Source organism: Roseicella sp. DB1501, assembly GCF_013112485.1.
In the GTDB taxonomy this organism is placed as follows: domain Bacteria; phylum Pseudomonadota; class Alphaproteobacteria; order Acetobacterales; family Acetobacteraceae; genus Paracraurococcus.
This window is the reverse complement of the sequence record NZ_JABFHG010000014.1, coordinates 1-17,918: the sequence shown is the minus strand read 5'-3', so window position 1 is coordinate 17,918 and position 17,918 is coordinate 1. Positions and strand designations below refer to the sequence as shown.

At 71.4% G+C, this 17,918-nt stretch carries 16 protein-coding genes and 1 tRNA gene; 3 read left to right on the top strand and 14 right to left on the bottom strand.

What is annotated here, in order from left to right:
• Positions 1 to 55 precede the first annotated feature (55 nt).
• Positions 56 to 2,833 (bottom strand): phosphoenolpyruvate carboxylase, encoded by a 2,778-nt coding sequence (locus tag HJG45_RS22940; RefSeq protein WP_171615473.1) that lies wholly within the window; start codon positions 2,831 to 2,833, stop codon positions 56 to 58.
• Positions 2,834 to 3,213: 380 nt separating this feature from the next.
• Between HJG45_RS22940 and HJG45_RS22935 the strand changes: the two genes are divergently transcribed.
• Both HJG45_RS22935 and HJG45_RS22930 read left to right on the top strand, forming a co-directional pair.
• A complete protein-coding gene (locus HJG45_RS22935; RefSeq protein ID WP_171615471.1) occupies positions 3,214 to 4,065 on the top strand; it encodes a transglutaminase family protein in 852 nt (283 codons plus the stop codon).
• 125 nt (positions 4,066 to 4,190) lie between these two features.
• Positions 4,191 to 4,946 carry a hypothetical protein gene (locus HJG45_RS22930; protein WP_171615469.1) on the top strand — a complete coding sequence of 252 codons (756 nt, stop codon included), beginning with the start codon at positions 4,191 to 4,193 and terminating at the stop codon, positions 4,944 to 4,946.
• A 10-nt stretch (positions 4,947 to 4,956) separates the two neighbouring features.
• On the opposite strand, the gene HJG45_RS22925 is transcribed toward HJG45_RS22930, so the two are convergent.
• From HJG45_RS22925 to HJG45_RS22895, 7 genes are all read right to left on the bottom strand, one after another.
• Positions 4,957 to 6,096, bottom strand: coding sequence for a DegT/DnrJ/EryC1/StrS aminotransferase family protein (locus HJG45_RS22925; RefSeq protein WP_254452728.1), 1,140 nt, complete (start codon positions 6,094 to 6,096; stop codon positions 4,957 to 4,959).
• An 18-nt stretch (positions 6,097 to 6,114) separates the two neighbouring features.
• Positions 6,115 to 7,116, bottom strand: a complete 1,002-nt coding sequence (locus tag HJG45_RS22920) for an NAD(P)-dependent oxidoreductase (RefSeq protein WP_171615467.1) — start codon at positions 7,114 to 7,116, stop codon at positions 6,115 to 6,117.
• Positions 7,117 to 7,231: 115 nt separating this feature from the next.
• Complete coding sequence (locus HJG45_RS22915; protein WP_171615465.1) at positions 7,232 to 7,600, bottom strand: RidA family protein; 369 nt, start codon at positions 7,598 to 7,600, stop codon at positions 7,232 to 7,234.
• An 84-nt stretch (positions 7,601 to 7,684) separates the two neighbouring features.
• Positions 7,685 to 8,041: a hypothetical protein gene (locus HJG45_RS22910; protein WP_171615463.1), complete on the bottom strand. Its 357-nt coding sequence runs from the start codon at positions 8,039 to 8,041 to the stop codon at positions 7,685 to 7,687.
• Between the two features lie 479 nt (positions 8,042 to 8,520).
• Complete coding sequence (locus HJG45_RS22905; RefSeq protein WP_217363016.1) at positions 8,521 to 8,943, bottom strand: septal ring lytic transglycosylase RlpA family protein; 423 nt, start codon at positions 8,941 to 8,943, stop codon at positions 8,521 to 8,523.
• 193 nt (positions 8,944 to 9,136) lie between these two features.
• Positions 9,137 to 9,328 carry a hypothetical protein gene (locus HJG45_RS22900; protein WP_171615461.1) on the bottom strand — a complete coding sequence of 64 codons (192 nt, stop codon included), beginning with the start codon at positions 9,326 to 9,328 and terminating at the stop codon, positions 9,137 to 9,139.
• Positions 9,329 to 9,566: 238 nt separating this feature from the next.
• Positions 9,567 to 9,725, bottom strand: coding sequence for a hypothetical protein (locus HJG45_RS22895; protein ID WP_171615459.1), 159 nt, complete (start codon positions 9,723 to 9,725; stop codon positions 9,567 to 9,569).
• Between the two features lie 144 nt (positions 9,726 to 9,869).
• Between HJG45_RS22895 and HJG45_RS22890 the strand changes: the two genes are divergently transcribed.
• Positions 9,870 to 10,946 carry an acyltransferase family protein gene (locus HJG45_RS22890; RefSeq protein ID WP_171615457.1) on the top strand — a complete coding sequence of 359 codons (1,077 nt, stop codon included), beginning with the start codon at positions 9,870 to 9,872 and terminating at the stop codon, positions 10,944 to 10,946.
• 234 nt (positions 10,947 to 11,180) lie between these two features.
• Here the strand turns inward: HJG45_RS22890 and HJG45_RS22885 are convergent.
• The 6 genes from HJG45_RS22885 to HJG45_RS22860 all read right to left on the bottom strand — a co-directional run bounded on the left by HJG45_RS22885 (position 11,181) and on the right by HJG45_RS22860 (position 17,526).
• Positions 11,181 to 11,256, bottom strand: a tRNA-Glu gene (locus tag HJG45_RS22885).
• Positions 11,257 to 11,291: 35 nt separating this feature from the next.
• The gene (recJ, locus tag HJG45_RS22880; protein WP_171615455.1) at positions 11,292 to 13,085 is read right to left on the bottom strand and encodes a single-stranded-DNA-specific exonuclease RecJ; all 1,794 of its coding nucleotides are present in this window, start codon (positions 13,083 to 13,085) and stop codon (positions 11,292 to 11,294) included.
• A gap of 25 nt (positions 13,086 to 13,110) precedes the next feature.
• Positions 13,111 to 14,103 carry a class II fructose-bisphosphatase gene (gene glpX / locus HJG45_RS22875; RefSeq protein WP_171615453.1) on the bottom strand — a complete coding sequence of 331 codons (993 nt, stop codon included), beginning with the start codon at positions 14,101 to 14,103 and terminating at the stop codon, positions 13,111 to 13,113.
• A gap of 241 nt (positions 14,104 to 14,344) precedes the next feature.
• Entirely contained in the window at positions 14,345 to 15,637 is a 1,293-nt protein-coding gene (locus tag HJG45_RS22870) for a homoserine dehydrogenase (RefSeq protein ID WP_171615451.1), read from the bottom strand.
• Positions 15,634 to 16,875 carry an LL-diaminopimelate aminotransferase gene (locus HJG45_RS22865; protein WP_171615449.1) on the bottom strand — a complete coding sequence of 414 codons (1,242 nt, stop codon included), beginning with the start codon at positions 16,873 to 16,875 and terminating at the stop codon, positions 15,634 to 15,636. Before HJG45_RS22865 ends, HJG45_RS22870 begins: the two co-directional genes overlap by 4 nt.
• Positions 16,876 to 17,013: 138 nt before the next feature.
• Positions 17,014 to 17,526 carry a hypothetical protein gene (locus HJG45_RS22860; protein WP_171615447.1) on the bottom strand — a complete coding sequence of 171 codons (513 nt, stop codon included), beginning with the start codon at positions 17,524 to 17,526 and terminating at the stop codon, positions 17,014 to 17,016.
• Positions 17,527 to 17,918: the final 392 nt, after the last annotated feature.

The window sequence follows — 17,918 nt, the reverse complement described above, 5'->3', positions numbered from 1 at the left end:
GCCGCGAGAGTGCGGCGATCCCGGCGGCAGCGGCAAGCCGGCGGGGAACCTCCCCTCAACCGAAGGCGCCGACCTCATGGGTGATGGCGGCGCCGCAGCCGCGGACCAGGGCGAACAGGCGCGCCATGGGGCGGAAGATCTCGGCATGCTCGCGGGCATAGCTCAGCCCCTCGCGCGGCGGCGCCGGCTCGTGGAAGTCGAGCCCGACCACCGCCCCCGGCGCGGCCGGGAAGATCTCCTCCAGCAGCTTCAGCACCGGCTCGATATCCAGTTGCAGGATGCGGATGACGAGCGATTCCCGCGTCGCGCCGTGGCGCGGGCTGAACTCCGGCAACTCGACCGCGAGCAGCCAGATGCGGTGCAGCAGGGCGAGGCGCAGCGCATGCAGCAGCACCAGCCGGTCCGGCATCACCGGCAGGTCGGGCCAGGCCGCCTGCAGGGCGAGGTGGTCCGCCTGCAGCCGGCGGAACAGCCGACGCGTCGGCGCGTCGAGGTCGAGGCGCTCCACTGCCTGGGCGATGCCGAGCAGCGCCGCCCGCCGCCCCTCCCGCCGGGTGAAGCCGGCGCGGTCGAGCCAGGGGCCGGGATCGAGCGTGTCCACCACCGCCCGCAGCACGCCGAGATCGGAACAGGCGGCGGCCCGCGCCGCCAAAGCGAGGGCGCGCTTGAAGCGCGGCGAGCGCGCGCGCAGATCGGCGAAGGCGTCAGGATTGGCGGCGGCGGCGATGCCGAGGCCATGGATGGAATTCGCCATCCAGCCGAGCTGCTGCAGGATGGCGTTGTTCGGGATGGCGCGGAGCTGCGAGGGATGGCTGATGCGGATCGGCCCGCCCAGCCCGTCGCTCTGCCGCACCGCCGGGCGCGAGCCGGTGCGGTCGAGCAGCCCCGGGCCGAAGGCGCCGAGCAGCGCCGCATAGCCGGGATCGGCGACCAGGGCCTGCATCTCCCGCCGGACGGTGGCGAAGAAATCGGCGACGTAATCCGCCTCGGCATAGACCGGGTCGTCCACCGGGCCGATCGGGGTGAAGGCATGCGCGGCGATGCCGGCGACGGTCGCGGCGGCGAGCTGCGGCGTTCCGAAGAGCAGATAGCCGTCGCCGCCCTGGAAGGCGGTCTCCTCGCGCAGCTTCAGCCCGGCGCGGTCGAGCGCGGCGCGCGCCTGCGGCGGCGAGAGATAGGCGAGCCGGTCGGCCAGGCTGTCGGGATGGCCGCCACGGCCGACGCTCTCGCCATGCGTGTCGAACAGCACCACCTCGATGCCGTCGAGCTTGTGCCGGCGCAGCAGCTCGACCAGGCGGAGCTTCAGCCGCTCGGCCAGGTAGCTGCCGGCGAGCTGGCCGATGTAGCGGCCGGAATCCGAATAGCCGAATTGCAGGCAGAGCCGGCCGTGCTGCCGGATGTAGTCGCGGAAATGCGGGCTGCGCAGCGCCTCTTCCAGCACCCGCTCGCCGCGGTCGAGCGCCTCCGCCGTCTCGAAGAGCGGCGAGAGCTCCACCGCATGGTCGACGCCGAAGCGCCGCGCCAGCCAGAGCGCGGCGAGCAGCGTGTAGCCGGTCTCGGTCTCGGCGATGAGGAAGCGGATCGGCGCCGAGCCGTCGACATGCTTGGCGATCTGGGCGCAGATCAGCATCAGCCGCGCCGCCGAGGCCTGCTCGGCGAGCAGCGCGCCGAAATCGACCGGCTGCGCCGCGACCTCGCCGAGGGCGGTGTTGATGGCGGCGAGCAGGCCGCGGCGCTGCGCCATGTCGTCCGGCGAGGCGGCGAAGCCGAGGCGCTGGCGGACGGCATTGTGCACCTGCGCGGCGTTGAGCCGCGTATGGGTATGGGCGAGCGACAGGCCATGCGCGGCGAGGCCGCTGCGGGCGACGGCGAGGGCGAGCCTCGCCGCATCGTCCGGCGCCGCGGCGATCGCCTGGGGGAAGAGCTCGAGCAGCGGGGCGGTGCCGGTCAACGCCGCCTCGCGCAGCCCGACCATCGCCGCCGAGAGGCGTTCCACCGCCTCCGGCTCCGGCCGCTCCGGCACCGCCGCGATCTGCGTCCGGACCGCCTCGAGCGCGCCGCCGAGCCGCGCCCGCAGCGGCGCCGCGCAGTCCCCAAGCCCGGCGAGCTGCGCCTGCAGCCGCTCGAGCTGCAGGCGCTTCATGGTCAGGCGCAGCCGCAGCGTGTCCCACCAGCCGATATCGGTGCGTCCATCCGTGTCGTAGCCGACCCAGGAGGCGAGCAGCACGGCGCGCGGCACGAGGGTCGTCCAGCGGTCGCCCCAGACGCTCTTGGCGGCGGTCAGCAGCGCCGCGGCGAGGCCGTCCAGCGCATCGCGGCCGCGCTCGATCGCCGCCGCGGCCTGGCGGAACTCCTCGCCGAGGGTCGGCGGCGAGGGCCGGTGCACGAGGCCCTCGGGCAGGGTCGCGCCGCTCGCCGCCTGCGCCAGCGCGGCGCCCGTCTCGGGCGGCAGGGAGAAGGTCGGGTGGGCGGTGAAGACGGCGGCGAAGCGCGGCGTCTCGACCAGCGCCCTGTAGCGGGCGAAGGGGATCGGGCTGTCCTCGGGATCCGGCCGGACGAGGCGCTCGGCCAGTTCGGCCAGGGAGGCCGGACCGGCCGGGAGGCCGACATAGGCGGCGAGGCGCCGCGCCCGCTCCGCCGCCGCCCCGTCGGAGAGCCGCTGCACCAGGGCGGCCAGGCCGTCGAGGTCGAGGGGCCCGTCGTCGATCCGCCGGCTGATCGCCAGGGCGATCAGCAGGACGGGATCGCCGAAGGGGTCCTGGGCCGCCGCGTCGCGGGCCTCGCGCAACCGGGCGAGGAGTTCCTGCAGGGGGTCGGGCGTGATGTCCGGCATGCCGCATGGTGCATCTGCGAAGTGCCGGGGCGCCAGGGGGCAAGATTGACCGTTGGGCCGAAATCGGGCGTGACGGCCGGGTTTCGGCAACCGAATGCCGCCGAAGCAGGCAGCGCGGCAACGATCTGGGCAGCCGGCGTGCAACACCCGCGGCTCCGGCAGCAAACTGCGCAATTTCGGCACCAGTCATGCGGCAACCCACCGGCATCGCCGGGGTTAGAGCGGATCGCGGGAGGGCGTGAACGCCCGGACGCCTAAATCTGCTTTGAAAACAAGGAATCACAGCGGCTTGCGTTCAGTACTGAACGCAAGCCGCTGTAGCCGCGTGATCGCGACGAGATGAGCGGCCGGCCAGGACGGCACGCCGAGAGGACAGGACCATGCGCTACAGGCTGGGATGCGAGCTCGACTACGAGGTCGAGGCGGACGACACGCCCTTCGTCTTCAACATCGAGGCGCAGCGCCGGCCCGGCCAGGAGATCGAGACGGAACGGCTCGTCCTCTCGCCGGAGCTGCCGCTCGAGCGCTTCGACATGCCGGAGAGCGGCAACCGCTATTTCCGCCTCTGCGCCGGCCGGGGCAAGCTGACCCTGCGCTACGAGGCCAGCGTCACCTTGCGGCCGGCCGCCATCGACCCGGCGGAGGTGCGGGAGGTCCCGGCCGGGCGCCTGCCGCTTGAGGCGCTGACGCATCTCTATCCCAGCCGCTATGTCGAGGCCGACCTGCTGCGACAATTCGCCGAGAAGGAGTTCGGCGGCCTGCCGCGGGGCCATGAGCGCGTCACCGCCATCTGCAACTGGCTGCACGACCATCTCGACTACGTGCCGGGCAGCAGCGACGAGCAGACCTCGGCCCGCGACACACTGCTGCAGCGCCAGGGCATCTGCCGCGACTTCGCGCATCTCGGCATCGCCTTCTGCCGCGCCCTCGGCATCCCGGCACGCTTCGTCAGCGCCTATGCCTGGCGGCTCTCGCCGCCCGATTTCCACGCCGTGCTGGAAGCCTGGCTGGAGGGCCCGGAGGGCGGAAGCTGGTTCCTCTTCGACCCGACCCGCAAATCGGCGGCGGACGGGCTGGTGCGGATCGGCGTCGGCCGCGATGCCGCGGAGGTGGCCTTCTGCTCGCCCTTCGGCCCAACCGGCTATGGCAAGCCGAAGGTATGGATCGAGGCGCCCGACCGTCCAGCCGAGGGGCCGCTGACCACCCGCGCGGTCTCCCTCGTCAGCCGCTGAAAGGGCGCCGCCGCTAGCGATATCGAAAGGAAGCCGGGCGTAAGGGATGGGGGGCTGCCGCATGGCGGCCCGGGCCCTGGCACCCTGCGAAGGCCCGGAGGCCGGTCGGCGACGGGAGCGGGCGGATGCAGCAGGCGAAGGCGAATGTCGTGGTGGCGACGCCCTGCTTCGGGGCGATGGTGCACCAGGACTACATGCTCTCGGTGATCCGCCTGATGCGCTATGCGGCCCTGCAGGGGATCGGCCTTGGCCTCGAGATGCTGGGCCATGATTCGCTCATCACCCGCAGCCGCAACACCCTGCTCGGGCGCTTCCTCGACATGCCGGAGGCGACGCATCTGCTCTTCGTCGATGCCGACATCGCCTTCGAGCCGGAGCAGCTCGGCCGCATGCTGGCGGCGGGGAAGGACCTCGTCGCCGGCCTCTACCCGATCAAGGCGATCCGCTGGGACGCCGCCGCCCGCGCTCGCCTCGATGCCGGCGAGGCGCCGGAGACCGCGCCGCTGCTCTATGTCGGCACCCCGGCAGCGGGCGCGGCGGCGGAGCGCGACGGCGATTTCGTCACTGCGGAGTATGCCGGCACCGGCTTCATGCTGATCCGCCGCGCGGCGATCGAGCGCATGATCGCCGCCTATCCCGAGACGCGCTACCGCGCCATCCATGCCTTCGCCCCCGGCGCGCGGCCGCGGCCGGAGCTGCACGCGCTCTTCGAGAGCGTCATCGACCGCGAGACCGGCACCTATCTCAGCGAGGACTTCACCTTCTGCCAGCGCTGGCGGGCGATCGGCGGCAAGGTCTGGCTCGATACCGCCGGGCGGCTGACGCATGTGGGCGCGCATGACTATGCCGGCCAGCCGGCACCGCGCTATGCCGGCGCATGACCGGCGGCGCTCAGCACCCGAGGTCGCGCAGCGCCGCGCAGATCCGCTCCACCTCGGCATCGGTCAGCTCGGGATAGATCGGCAGGCTGAACACCTCGCCGGCGGCGCTCGCCGTCTCGGTGCAGCCGGCCGGGCCGAGCGCCAGCCGATGCCGGTAGGCTGGCTGCAGATGCACCGGCACCGGGTAATGGATGCCGGTCCCGATGCCCGCCGCGCGCAGGCGCGCCATGAGGTCGGCGCGATGCGGGCTGCGCAGCACGTACTGATGGAAGACGTGCTCGGCATCGGCCCGGCGCTGCGGCGGCGCCAGCAGTCCGCCGGCGAGCGCCGCGTCATAGGCATCGGCGATCGCCCGACGCCGCGCATTGCCGGCATCGAGCGCCGGCAGCTTGACCCGGAGGATGGCGGCCTGGATCTCGTCGAGGCGGCTGTTCACCCCGGCCATGGAGGAGACGTAACGCTCCTCCCAGCCATATTGCCGGATGGCGGCGATGCGGTCGGCCAGTGCCACGTCATCCGTTGCCAGCACGCCGCCGTCGCCGAGGGCGCCGAGATTCTTCGTGGGATAGAGCGAGAAGGCCGCGGCGGCGCCGAAGGTGCCGAGCTTGCGGCCGTGCAGCGTGGCGCCGTGGCACTGCGCGCAATCCTCGATCAGCGCCACCCCGGCCTCGCCACAGGCCTCCAGCATCGGGTCGAGGTCGCAGGCTTGGCCGTAGAGATGCACGGCGATCGCGGCGCGGATCGGCGGCAGGCCGGGCGGCGGGTCATCGACCACCGCGGCCAGCTCTTCGGCATCCATGGTGTAGGTGTCGGGGTCGATATCGAGCAGCAGCGGCGTCGCGCCCGCCATCTCGATGGCGGCGACGGTCGCGACCGCGGTGTGGGAGACGGTGGCGACGGTGCAGCCGGCCCCGATGCCGAGGCCGCGCAGAATCAGCGCCAGGGCATCGGTGCCGTTGGCGCAGCCGACGGCGCGCGTGGCGCCGAGCCAGGCGGCGAATTCCCGCTCGAAGGCCTCGCCCTCGCGGCCGAGGATGTACCAGCCGGAGGCCAGGGCGCGCTGGACGGCGGCGTCGATCGCCTCCCGCTGCGCCAGGTAGCCGGCGCCGGGCGCGGCCTGCGGAATCATCATGGCGGATGCGTCGGTCATCGAAAGTCCCGGATGCCGTCAGGTGTAATCGGCCAGGCGCGCGCGATACCATTCCAGCGACCGCGCCAGGCCCTCGTCGAGGCCGATCCTCGGCGTCCAGCCCGTGGCGGCGCGAAAGGCCCGGTCATCGGCATGGTAGCTGCCGATGTCGATGGGCGCACGATCGGCCGGGAAGCTCTTCACCACATACTGCCCCTGACCGCCATTCGCCGCAATGAGGCGGTCGGCGAGCTCGATCAGGGAGGCGGGCGGGGAGCCGCCGAGGTTGAAGACCCGGCCGGCCACCTCCGGCCGCGGCGCGGTCTCGGCGGCCAGCAGGAAGGCGCGCACCACGTCGTCGACATAGGTCAGGTCGCGCAGCTGCTCGCCGCCCCAGACCTCGAAGCCCTCGCCCTCGAGCACCCGGCGCAACCAGATGCCGAGGAACGTTTGCTTGGCGTCGCGGATGCGCAGGCGCGGGCCGTAGCAATTGGTCAGGCGCAGCGAGACGACCGGCCGACCGTGCACGCGCTGCTCCAGCAGCCAATACTGCTCGCCGGCGAATTTGGAGACCCCGTTCGCATCCGGCGGCTGCACCGGATGCAGCTCATTGACCGGCAGGCGGAGCGGCTTGCCGTAGAACTGCCGGGTCGAGGCATGCACCACGGTGGCCTGCGGCGCCGTCTCGCGCATCACCTGGATCAGCCGGACCTGGGCGACGGCGTTGATGGCGATATCCGCCACCGGATCGCGCTGCCCGCCCATATGGCTGGTCTGCGCCGCCATGTTGAACAGCACGTCCACCTCGTGGCAGAGCGAATGCAATTCGACCTCGCGGATATCGCCGCGCACCAGCAGGACAGAGGCGCCCTCGAGATTGGCGATGTTGGCGCCGCCCTCCTCCATCATGGCGTCGATGGCGGTGACCCGCGCCCCCAGGGCGGCGAGGCTGTGGCACAGCGCGCTGCCGAGGAACCCGGCCCCGCCTGTCACCAGGACGCGCTTGCCGCGCCAGAAAGCGGCCCGTTCCGCGTCGGTCATCGATCCTGCATCCTCCTGCCGGGCAGCGGCATCCGCTGGCCCGATCCCACCTCAGTGATCGCCGCGAATTGCGGCGGAAGCTAGCCCCTGCGCCGGCGATGCCGGGGCGCTTGCGTCAGCCCGGGGCCTGACCCGCCGGCAGGGCGGCGACGCCGGTGATCTCGAGCTTCCAGGCGGGATCGACCAACGCAGCCTGAATGGTCATGCGCGCCGGCTTGGCCGCCGGGTCGAGCCAGCGGTTCCAGGCCCGGTTCATGGCCGGCGCATCCGCGATATCGGCGAGGACGATGGTCACGCTGAGCAAGTGGCGCTTGGAAGTCCCGGCAGCGGCCAGCAGCGCATCGATCTGCGCCAGGATGTCGGCGGTCTGCCCCTCGGCATCGAGATCGGCGTCATCGGCCACCTGGCCGGCCAGCCAGACGAGCCCGCCATGCACCACCGCGCCCGAGAGGCGCCCTTCCTCGGCCAGCCGCGTGATCGTCATCCGTCCTGCGCTCCCCCAGGGCAAGGGGTCCGTGATAGCGCGATGGTTGGGGCTGGCCAGCCCCGGCCGCGGGGCGGGCCAACCTCAGGCGGCGGGTGCGACTTCGCCGACCAGGGCCGGGAGGAGGATTTCGATGCGCACCCGCGGCCGCTGGAAGGCCGGCACGATGGCCGCCACCCGGACCGTCGCCGTATCGGGATCGATGCCCAGCGCTTCGAGCGCCCCCTCATCCTCGCGCGGCAACCAGCCGAGCGGGCTGCCGGAGGGCGTGCGAATCTCGAGCGAGCAACCGCGGACCGGCCGCGACACCCGCCGGAGCTGCAGAGGCGCACGGATGCGCAACCGAGCCAACTCTTCGAGGCTCGCCCGTTCGCCAATCCCGCTGATGAAACTATGCAGCGCCGCTTCGAGCAGCGGGTCCGACGTATTCGCAATGGCCATGCTGATCATCCGCTCAGGCCGGGGGCGCCGCCGCTTCGGACCTCGTCCCACGCCCATGCCGGGCAAAGCCCGGCGGCACCCTTCGCCGCATGCCGCACCTTCTCCCCCATGATCGGGTATACCACCGCCTCGTCGGCGAAGGGTCCCATTTGCGCGCCGCCACGCAGCGCGTTGGCCGGCTGGTTAGCCACCCGGCCAGGAACAGCAAACGCTATTTAGGTCGATTTTGCACTTCAAAGAGTGACCAATCCGTTGATCATTTTCGTTAGCCGATGCACATGCAAGACATGGCTCGCAAATACCCAAGCGCGGCGAGCGCATCGGTTCTCAATCAAAACTTAGAATATGTACTTGGATGGGAGGGGCCGCGCCCGGACGGCATGAGGCGTCCGCCAGACGGCATTCAGCGCTGAGCGATGCTCAGGCCATCCGATCCGAAAGGTTGAGACGCGCCCCGACCGACGATGGAACCGTCGGAGTTACGGCGCCTCGGCTACCTCGAGCGGCAGGACTTCAACCGGGACCACGCCCTCGCGCAACATGCCGAGCCGCTCCGCGAGAAGCGGGCTGACATCGATGATGCGGCCGCGGATGTAGGGACCGCGATCCTCCACCGTCGCCGTCGTCACCCGGCCATTGTCGAGGTTGCGCACCAGCACCTTCGTGCCGAGCGGCAGGGTGCGATGCGCCACCGTATTGGAACGCGGATCGAAGCGGCGGCCATTGGCCATGGTGCGGCCCGCGAATTCCGGGCCGTAATAGGACGCCTTGCCAAGCTGCGCCCTGCCGACAGGCCGCACCGCCGCTGTGCGCATCGTCACCGGCTTCGCCTCGGCCTCGCGCGGCGTCTCCGCCGCATCCGGCGCCGTCTCGACGCTCTGCGCGGCGACGACGGTCGGCATCGGGCCCTGTTGCTGCGCGCAGGCAGCCGCAAGCGTGGTGAAACCAAGCACCGCGCCACGCGTCACGATGCGATTTTGCCACAACTTTGCCGCATTGCTTGCGACACAGCGTGCAGATCGACGCATTGCGGATGCTGCATGGCGACGATTCAACGGTTGCACCTCCTCTCCAACGGCGAAGCGCAGCACCGCGTCAGCGCGACGCGTCTGCAATTCCGACCGGTGACGGCACGCCCGGATGCGGGCCTGGATTGGCGAGACGATCGTCGACGCGTCTCGTGACCGTATAAAGCATCATCGCGCCAAACAGGCAACCCGCGACGTCACCGCGCGCAGGTAGTGCGACCATTGCCTGAAGAATGCCTGAATCGTGGATGCGAAACATGGGCAGCGTCGATCACCGTCTCATCTTACGAGCCGACATTCATCATGCGGCGGCTGCGCATCGCACCACCATGAACCGTCAGACATGACAGTGCCACGTCTTGGCAGCGTCGCCGACGCTTCTCTGCTTGGGCGGTTCATCGTGACGCGGCGTCTGCATCGACATCGTGTCGCCATGTCGGCACATCGCTGTCGCTGACGCGCAATTATCTCCAGCACGCAACGCGACAACAGGCGGCTCAATTGCCGGCATGCATCCAGGCGGCATGACTGCGGTCGATTGACTCGCTGCACGATCCTGTCATGTCCTTGCGCGAGTATTCGGCGCGGATCGCAAGGCCGCATCCGCTCCCGTCGCGCATGAGCCAAAGGCGCTGCGCATCAAACGCGCCCGACATGCACCTTGCCCGTCCTGCAACCCATCGCCCTCTCCCGGAGACCACTGGATGGCCGAATCCCGCAACGTCACCCGTCATGATTCGCATGAGCCGCCCGGCATGAGACGTTCTCACATGGCAGGCGGCCGGGCAGCGGCGGCTCGCGTGGCGTCGCGGGAGAGAGTCTCCTGGCTCGACAATGCGCGGGGGATCGGGATCCTGCTCGTCGTGCTCGGTCATGCGGTGGCACCGGGCTATGTGCGCGACCTTCTCTACGCCTTCCACATGCCGCTCTTCTTCTTCCTCGCCGGCGTGACGGCCGCCGCCGCGGCCAGCGCGCCCTGGCCGCGGCAGGTGCATCGCTACGCGCACAGCCTGCTGATTCCCTTTGCCGTCTTCGGCCTCATGAGCCTCGCCTGCATCGAGCTGGTCGCGCTGCATCGCGGCGCGCCGCCGCACTGGCAAAGCCTGCTGCGGGAAATGGCCAGCGTCGCCTATGGCGTCGCCGAGTGGATGCCGGTGAACAGCGTGCTCTGGTTCTTCCCGGCCCTCTTCGTCGCCGCCTGCGGCTCGCTGCTCCTGGTGAAGCTGGTCGGCCGGATGCGGGCGCTGATGATCGCCACGATCGCCGGCGTCGCCGTGATCCTGCTGTCGCCCCTGCCCTTCCGGCTGCCATGGAGCGCCGACAGCGCGGTGGTCGCCTCGATGTTCTTCCTTGGCGGCCTGCAATTCGGCCCGCCGCGCAGGCTGCCCGCCGCGGGCCACGACAGCGGCACCCATAGGGCCTCGCTGGCGATCCTGTCGCTGCTCGGCCTTCTGGCGACCGCGGCGATCGCCAAGGTCAACGGCTTCGTCAACATCAACGAACTGCGCTTCGGCAACCCGCTGCTCTACCTGCTCGGCTCGGTGCTGGGCACGGCCGGCATCATCGGCCTCTCCATCCTGCTGCCGGCGAGCCGCGGCCTGCGTCTGCTGTCGCGGGAGAGCCGCACCATCTTCCCGATGCACATCCTGGTCTTCAGCGGCGTCAGCATGCTGGTCGGCGCGGCGACCCGCTGGCCCGATCCGGAGGCGGTGCTGCGGGCGCGCGGCTGGATCGTGCCGCTGCATCTGGTCTTCGGTCTCACCCTGCCGATCGTCTTCGCCTGGATCGTGCGCCGCCGCGCCCCCTGGCTGTTGGGCGAAGGCGGGCCGCGCCGGCGGCCGGTGGCGAGTGGGCAACGGCTCGCCTGGCAGCATTAGCTCTCCATGAATCCGCTTCGCGGCTTCCTGGGCCCCATGGAGTCCCTGCTGCCCGAGGACGTCACAGCTGCCGAGGCAAAGCCTCGGCAGGACAATGGGCAACGACGGCTCTGACGGGCGCGTTCGTGCCGCGCCAGCGGCAGGGCCGAGGCGTCGCAGTTCCATCGTGGATTATTGCAATGAAGGGTGCATCCCGATCGGATCGGCGTGCTGAACAGGGTGAGAGAAAAGCAGTGGCGTCCCCAACGGGATTCGAACCCGTGTTACCAACGTGAAAGGCTGGTGTCCTAGGCCTCTAGACGATGGGGACCGAGGGGTGCGAGGTAGTCGGCGCGGGCCGCCCGGTCAATAGCCTGATGTCGCCGGCGCCGCATCGACCACATGCAGGCAGGCGCTGGTCTCGTCGTTCCACCGCTCGGCGCGGAGCTGGCCGCAGAGATGCAGCGGCGTCCCGGAACGGCCCAGCAGCGCCTCGGCCAGGGGGCCGTCCTTGGCGCGGAAGCAGATCGCCTTCAGCCTCCCACCGCCCTCGCCCTCGAGGAAGGCGCGCACCGTATTCCCCTCCTTGCCGACGCGGTCGGCGCGCACCACCCGCACCCGCGGCAGTGCGAAGATCGGCTCCTCATTGCCCGCCCCGAAGGGCGCCAAGCGCTCGACCTGCAAGGCCAGCGCGGACGTCGCCGCCGGCACGGTGACCGAGGCCTCGATCATCAGATCCGCCGCGCCCGGCAACTCGCCGGCGCGGGAGAGCCGCTCGTCGAGGAAGGCGTGCAGCGCCGGCAGGCGCTCCTCGCGTAGCGCGAAGCCGGCCGCCATGGCATGGCCGCCACCCGAATCGAGCAGGCCGGATTGCCGCGCCGCGATCACCGCCGCCCCCAGGTCGAGCCCCGGGACGGAGCGGCCGGACCCCTTCGCAATGCCCCCGCTCAGCCCGGCGACGCAAGCCGGGCGGTTGAACCGCTCCTTCACCCGCCCGGCGACGATGCCGACCACGCCGGGATGCCAGCCCTCGCCGCTGAGCAGCAGCACGGGATGGCCGGCGGCATGCTGCGCCTCGGCCGCGGCGAAGGCCGCGCCCAGCACCTCGGCCTCGACCTCCTGCCGCCGGCGGTTCACCACGTCGAGCCGCTCGGCCATGGCGCGCGCCTCGACCGGATCTTCGCAGAGCAGCAGCCGCAGACCGAGATCGGGCTCGTCGATCCGGCCGGCAGCATTGATGCGCGGGCCGAGCACGAAGCCGAGGGAATGCGCGGATGGCTGGTCGCGCACCTGGCCGATTTCGAGCAGCGCCGCGACGCCGGCATGGCGCCGCTTCGCCATCACCTTCAGCCCCTGCGCGACCAGGGCGCGGTTCACCCCGGTGAGCGGCATGACGTCGCACACCGTCGCCAGCGCGACGAGGTCGAGCAGCTCGAGCAGCGGCGGCTCCGGCCGGCGCTGGAACACACCTTCCCGGCGCAGCGCCCGATGCAGGGCGACGCAGGCGAGGAAGGCGACCGCGGCGGCGCAGAGATGCCGCAGGCCGGAGGTGCAGTCGAGCCGGTTCGGATTCACCGCGGCCGCGACGCTCGGCACCGGCCCCTCGGATTTGTGGTGGTCGAGCACCACCACATCGGCGAGCCCGCGCGCGGCCTCCAGCGCCTCATGCGCGGCGATGCCGCAGTCGACGCAGACGATCAGCGTCGCGCCGCGGTCGCAGAGGCTGCGGATCGCCGCGGCATTCGGCCCGTAGCCCTCGTTCAGCCGGTGCGGGACGTAGTGGCTGACCGTGCAGCCAAGCTGCCGCAGCGCCCGCACCATCAGCGCGCCGGCGCAGGCGCCGTCCACGTCGTAATCGCCGAAGACCGCGACCGTCTCGCTCTCGCGCACCGCGCTCGCCAGCCGCGCCGCCGCCACGTCCATATCGCGCAGGACGGAGGGATTGGGCAGCAGGGCGCGCAGCGTCGGCTCCAGGAAGTCGGGCACCGCCTCGAGCCCGATGCCCCGCGCCGCGAGCAGCCGGCCGACGAGCTCCGGCAGCTCGGCCCGCTGCGCGATCGCCAGGCCCAGCCGATCATCCGTCTCCCGCCAGACCCAGCGCCGCCCGGTGACGCTCCGGGCGATGCCGAGCACCGCCTCGGGGCGGGCCAGCGTGTCCATCAGGCCCGGCCCGGACGCGGCCGGATCAAGAGACGAAGGCGGCTGGCTTGAGGGCGAAGTTGTGATGCGCCTCGACATAGCGCACCGTGCCGGACTTGCTGCGCATGACGATGGAATGCGTCGTCGCGCTGGTCGCGCTGCGGCGGACCCCGTGCAGCATCGGCCCGCCGGTCACGCCGGTCGCGGCGAACATGACGTTGCCGCGCGCCATCTCGTAGATGCCGTAGATGCGCTTCGGATCGGTCACGCCCATCTCGCGCGCGCGCGTGACCTGCTCGTCATTCTCGAAGAGCAGGCGGCCCTGCATCTGGCCGCCGATGCAGCGCAGCGCCGCCGCCGCCAGCACGCCCTCGGGCGCGCCGCCGGAGCCCATGTAGATGTCGACGCCGGTGCCGGGCTGCGAGACGGCGATGACGCCGGCGACGTCGCCGTCGCCGAGCAGCATGATGCGCGCCCCGGCCTTGCGGCAGGCGGCGATCATGTCCTTGTGCCGGTCGCGGTCGAGCGTGCAGACCATGAGGTCGCCGATGCTGCACTTCTTGGCCCGCGCCAGCTCGCGCAGGTTCTCCTCCGGCTTCGCGTCGAGATGCACCAAGCCCTCCGGCAGGTCCGGGCCGATGGCGATCTTGTCCATGTAGATGTCCGGCGCGTGCAGGAAGCCGCCGCGCTCGGCGAGCGCCACCGTGGCGATGGCGTTCGGGCCGCCCTTGGCGGTGATGGAGGTGCCCTCGAGCGGATCGACCGCGATATCGACCTCGGGGCCGCCGAGGCCGATCTTCTCGCCGATGTAGAGCATCGGCGCCTCGTCCATCTCGCCCTCGCCGATCACCACGGTGCCGCTGATGGCGACCGTGTCGAAGGCCTTCCGCATGGCGTCGACCGCGGCCCCGTCGGCGGCGTTCTTGTCGCCGCGGCCGATCCAGCGGGACGCGGCGAGGGCCGCCGCCTCCGTGACGCGGACCAGTTCGAGCGCAAGGTTGCGGTCAACGAGGAGAGTTGCCGCATCGTACTCCGCCATGTGAGCCTCCGTATGCTTCGGCCCAGACTACACGCAGCCGCCCCGGGCCGGAAGCGGAAGCCAGGCCGGGGGGATCATACTGGGGATTATACTGGCGGCCGTTGATGGTGCCTCATCAACAGCCGCCCTTCCAGCGTCCCCCTGGCGCCAGGCGCAAACCTTCGGTTTGCCTGCGTCTTCGCGGCACTTGCGGCGGGCCCCGTTCGGGGCCTCGGGCCGGTCAAAAGACCGGGCCGCTGGATCAAAGAGGCTCGATGCGGATCAGCGCCGGCGTCTCGAGCACTGCGTCGAGCGCCGCGATCCGGGCGAGCGCCCGGCGCATCTGCGCCTCCTCGCAATCATGCGTGGTCAGCACCACCGGCACCGCCTCGCCCGGCGCGCGGCCGCGCTGCAGCATGGCCTCGAGGCTGATCGCCTGGTCGCGCAGAATGCCGGTGACATCGGCGATCACTCCGGGCCGATCGAGCACCATCAGCCGCAGGTAGTAGGCGCCGACATGCCGATCCATCGGCACGGAAGGCGCCGCCGCCAGGGCGCCGGCCGCGGCCCCCCAGACCGGCGTCACCCGCCCCCGCGCCAGGTCGATCAGGTCGGCGACCACGGCGCTCGCCGTCGGTCCGGCCCCGGCGCCGCGCCCCTCGAGCATCACGCGGCCGACATGGTCGCCCTCCGCCACCACGGCGTTGAAGACCCCGTCAACCCGGGCGATCGGTGCCGAGGCCGGCACCATGCAGGGATGCACCCGGGCGGAGATACCGGCCGCGGTCCGCGCCGCGAGGCCGAGCAGCTTGATGCGGTAGCCGAGTTCCTCGGCGAGGGCGATGTCGAGGGCGCTGACCTCGCGGATGCCCTCGACATGCACGGCGGCGAAATCCACCGGCCGGCCGAAGGCGAGCGCGGCCAGGATCGCCAGCTTGTGCGCGGCATCGACGCCGTCGATGTCGAAGGACGGGTCGGCCTCGGCATAGCCGAGCTTCTGCGCCTCCGCGAGCACCTCGGCGAATTCGCGCTTGTGCTCGCGCATCACGGTCAGGATGTAGTTGCAGGTGCCGTTGAGGATGCCGGCGACGCGCCGGATGCGGTTGGCGGCGAGGCCCTCCCGCAGCGCCTTGATGGCCGGGATCCCGCCCGCGACCGCCGCCTCGAAGGCGAGCGGGACGGATTTCGCCTCCGCCTTCTCGGCGATTGCTGCGCCATGCACCGCGAGCAGCGCCTTGTTGGCAGTGACGACCGGCTTGCCGGCGGCGAGCGCCGCCTCGACCAGCGCCCGCGCCGGCCCCTCGCTGCCGCCGATGAGCTCGACCACCACATCCGTCGACGGGTCGGCGGCGAGCGCGACCGGGTCGTCGTACCAGCGCAGCGTCGAGACCGGCACGCCGCGGTCGCGCGTGCGGTCGCGGGCCGAGACCGCCTTCACCACCACCGGCCGGCCGGCTCGCGCGGCGACAATCTCGGCATTCTCCGAGAGCAGCTTGAGGACGCCGGCGCCGACCGTCCCGAGGCCGGCGACGGCGACGGAGAGCGGCCGGCTCATGCCTGCACCGCTTCCTTCAGCGCCGGCTCGGCGGCTTCGCCCTGCAGCGGCGGCGCCAGGTTGTCGCCCTGCAGGAAGGTCCGGATGCCGCGCAACGCCTGGCGGATGCGCTGATTGTTCTCGACGAGGGCGATGCGGACATGGCCGTCGCCGTGCTCGCCGAAGCCGAGGCCCGGGGCGACCGCCACCTTGGCGCGCGCCAGCAGCAGCTTCGAGAATTCGACGCTGCCGAGATGCCGGAAGCGCTCCGGGATCGGCGCCCAGAGGAACATCGAGCCCTCCGGCGAGGGCACCTCCCACCCCGCGGCCTTCAGGCCCTTCACCAGCAGGTCGCGGCGTTCCCGGTACAGCACCCGCATCTCGGCGACTGTGTCCTGCGGCCCGTTCAGCGCCGCCGCCGCCGCGACCTGGATCGGCGTGAAGGCGCCGTAGTCGAGATAGCTCTTCACCCGCGCCAGCGCCGCGATCAGCCGCGGATTGCCGGCGGCGAAGCCCATGCGCCAGCCCGGCATGTTGTAGGTCTTGGACATCGAGGTGAACTCGACGGTGATGTCCTTCGCCCCCTCGACCTGCAGCACCGAGGGCGGCGGCACGCTGCCGAAATAGAGTTCGGCATAGGCGAGGTCGGAAAGGATGAAGAGCTCGTGCCGGCGGCAGAGCGCCACCAGGTCCCGGTAGAACTCGATCGAGGCGAGATGCGCCGTCGGGTTCGAGGGGAAGTTGACGATCACCGCGGTCGGTTTCGGCACCGAATGCCGCACCGCGCGGTCGATCGCCTCCAGCATCTCGTCATCCGGCGTGCAGGGCAGGCTGCGGGCGGTGGCGCCGGCGATGATGAAGCCGAACTGGTGGATCGGATAGCTGGGATTCGGCACCAGGATGGTGTCGCCCGGCGAGGAGATGGCCTGGGCGAGGTTGGCCAGCCCCTCCTTCGAGCCGAGGGTCGCCACCACCTCCGTCTCTGGGTCGAGCTTCACGCCGAAGCGGCGGGCATAGTAGCCGGCCAGCGCCTTGCGCAGCCCGGGGATGCCCTTCGACATGGAGTAGCGATGCGTCCGCGGGTCCTGCACCGCCTCGACCAGCTTGGCGACGATATGCGGCGGCGTCGGGCTGTCGGGATTGCCCATGCCGAGATCCACGATGTCCTCTGCCGCTGCGCGCGCCTTGGCCTTCGCCGCATTGACCTCGGCGAAGACATAGGGAGGCAGGCGGCGGATGCGGTGGAATTCCTCGGTCATCGACTTGGATCCGTGTGCTTGACCCGCGCCCTGGTCCGGCGCGGCCCGCCGGTATAGAGCCGATTGCGCTGGACTGTCAGCGTTTCGGCGTGCGCGGGGCAAAAAACCGCGATCCGGGACCGGCCCGCCGCCCGGCGCTCATCGCGGCCGCGGCGGCGGGCCGAGCAGTTCGGGCGGCGGCGGGGCCGGGGCAGCATCGGGCACCGCGGGCAGGCTCGGCGCGGCGGGCGGGGCGGTCGGGCGCGCCGAACCGGGTGTCGCCTGGGGCGCCGCCGGGCTCTCGGTCCAGGGGATGCGCGGCGCCGCGGCGAGCGAAGGGCGGGGCGGCGGGGCGGCGGGCATCGGTGGGTTGCCCGGCGCGAGGCCGCCGGCCCCGCGGGCCTGCTCGCCCCGCAGCACCAGGGGGTCGCGCGATTGCGCCCGGTCCTTCTCCAGCGAATCCGTCACCGCCTGGCGAAACTCTGGTGAGGGCCGCTCGGGCCGCGGCGGGATGCTGGCGAGATTCGGCGAAGGCCGGTCCATGCCAGGCGGCGGCAGCCGCTTGGCATCGTCGGCGCCGGAGATCCGGTCGTAGATGGCCACCGGGTCGAGCTCCGGCGGCACGGAGCAGGCGGCCGGCAGCCACCCGACCGCCACCAGGACGGCCGGCATGCGCCACCCCGCCCCTCTCCTGCCCCGCCGCGCCATCTGCATCCCCTCCGGCTCCATAATCCTGAAGCGAAATCCCGCAGTCACCATAGCGCTGATTGAGGGAACCGCTGCCGCCGTGCCGCCCTGATCCCGGCCCATCCCGCCGAGGCCAGGGTTAGAACAAAACCGCCCCGCCGGGTATCCGCCCCGGCCGCGGCCCGCCAGCTGTCGCGCCTGCCCGAATATCGTCACCGGTCCGGGCGTTACGGCCGTCGCGCTTCTGCATTAGCACTACCTGGGCAGTATTCGATCTGGTGGCGGTCGGAACCGGCGTCGGCAATGCGGACAGCAGATCGGTGGGACAAGCTCAGCGAGCAGCCGCGCCATAATGGCGCGGCGCACGGCCGGCAGGC